This is a genomic window from Bradyrhizobium sp. (assembly GCF_049586575.1).
Taxonomy (GTDB): domain Bacteria; phylum Pseudomonadota; class Alphaproteobacteria; order Rhizobiales; family Xanthobacteraceae; genus Bradyrhizobium.
Map to the genome: position 1 here is coordinate 1 of NZ_JBAVCF010000211.1, position 2,042 is coordinate 2,042.

At 64.0% G+C, this 2,042-nt stretch carries 2 protein-coding genes; both read left to right on the plus strand.

Annotation, left to right across the window (positions count from 1 at the left end; genetic code table 11):
• Nucleotides 1-1,157, plus strand: a 1,157-nt coding sequence (locus tag WB528_RS08085; protein ID WP_423887894.1) for a 3-deoxy-D-manno-octulosonic acid transferase, incomplete at its 5' end; no start/stop codon positions are given.
• Nucleotides 1,150-2,042 (plus strand): tetraacyldisaccharide 4'-kinase (gene lpxK / locus WB528_RS08090; protein WP_423887895.1); only part of this gene is annotated, 893 nt, incomplete at its 3' end. The genes WB528_RS08085 and lpxK, both read left to right, overlap by 8 nt.

A 2,042-nucleotide genomic window follows, 5' to 3' on the forward strand; every position in this document is an offset into this window, starting at 1 on the left:
ACGTCCGGCCGCACGGGCCGCTGGTATGGATTCACGGAGCCAGCGTCGGCGAGGTGCTGGCGGCGGCGGCGCTGATCGAGAAATTGCGTGCGCTCAATATCCGTATCCTGTTGACGTCCGGCACCGTCACCTCGGCGGCGATTGTCGCCAAGCGCTTTCCTGCCGACATCATTCATCAATACGTTCCTTACGATTCGCCGCGCTATGTAGCGCGCTTTCTCGATCATTGGCGGCCGAGCCTTGCGCTGTTCATCGAATCCGATCTGTGGCCGAATCTCATTCTTTCGAGCGCGGCAAGACGTTTGCCGATGGTTCTCATCAACGGGCGGATGTCGCATCGTTCGTTCCCGCGCTGGCGGCGCGTCAGCGGCACGATTTCGGCACTGCTCGGCCGGTTCGATGTTTGCCTGGCGCAATCCCGTGTCGATGCGGAGCGTTTTTCTGCGCTTGGCAGCCGTAACGTTCTGGTCACCGGCAATCTGAAGCTCGATGTTCCGGCCCCTCCCGCAGACTTCACCAAGCTTGAGCGGTTGATGTCGGTGACGCGTGGCCGACCCATCATTGTCGCGGCATCGACGCATCCGGGAGAAGAGGAGATCCTGATCGAGGCGCATCGAACGCTCGCAGGGTTTTTCCCGTCGCTGTTGACCGTGATCGTGCCGCGGCATCCGGGTCGCGGCGAGGCCGTCGCGCGCTTGATCGAGGCCTTCGGCCTGCACGCCAGCGTGCGCTCGCGCGAGGAATTGCCGACCGCAACCACCGACATTTATGTCGCCGATACCATGGGCGAGTTGGGGCTGTTTTATCGGCTCTCGCCGGTCGTTTTCGTCGGCGGGTCGCTGATCGAGCATGGCGGGCAGAATCCGATCGAGGCCATCAAGCTCGGCGCGTCGCTCGTTCACGGGCCTCACGTCTTCAATTTTGCCGATGTGTACGAGGCGCTCGATAGCGCCGGCGGCGCCAAGACCGCCGTAACCAGCGAAACGCTGGCGAAGCAGTTGGGTCAATTGCTCGCCGATCCCGCGGCACGCGATCGGGTGGTCGCTGCGGCCGAACGTGTGGTCTCCCAGCTCGGCGGCGCCCTCGACCGGACGCTTGCTGCGCTCGAGCCGTATCTTTTGCAGCTGCGCCTCGAAATGGGGGCGGCGGATGCGTGAGCCGGCCTTTTGGTACCGGCCATCATCCCTGATATCGCTGCTGTTGTCGCCGCTCGCCGCCGTCTATGGCGCAATCGCCGGCCGCCGTTTGCAGCGCAAGGGCTTTGATGCCGGCATCGCCGTCTTCTGCATCGGCAACTATCACGTTGGTGGCGCCGGCAAGACGCCGACTGTGCTGGCCCTTGTGAAATTGTTACGCGATCTCGGTGAGGTGCCGCTGGTGCTCAGCCGCGGCTATGGCGGGCAACTTCGCGGACCGGTGATGGTCGATCCCGGACGTCACCTTGCAGCCGACGTTGGTGACGAACCATTGATGCTGGCGCAGACCGTTCCGGTCGTGGTCGCACGCGAGCGCATCGACGGGCTGGCGCTGGCCAAGTCGCAGGGTGCGACCGTGATCGTAATGGACGACGGTTTTCAGAACCCGGCCATCGCCAAGGACGCCTCGCTGATCGTGATCGATGCTCGTCGCGGGATTGGCAATGGCTGTGTTTTCCCCGCAGGTCCGCTGCGCGCGCCGCTGCGGCCGCAACTCGACCGAACCGATGCGCTGATTGTGATCGGCGAGGGCGCTGCCGCCGACGCCGTCGCCGAAAGGTTGGCAGCACAGGACAAGCCGGTCCTGACGGCGCAGTTGAGAGCCGATGATGTCACGGTGTCGTTGTTGGCCGGCAAGCGCGTCCTGGCGTTCGCCGGGATCGGTGATCCCGGCCGCTTCTTCCGGACGCTACGCGCCAACGGCGTCGAGGTCGTGAGTGAACGCGTTTTTGCCGACCATCATCCGTTCACCCAAAGCGAAATCGAGGAGTTGCTGGCGGAAGCCAAACGCGATGCTCTGACAGTGGTGACGACGGAAAAGGATCTGGCGCGGCTCGGGACGGGAGA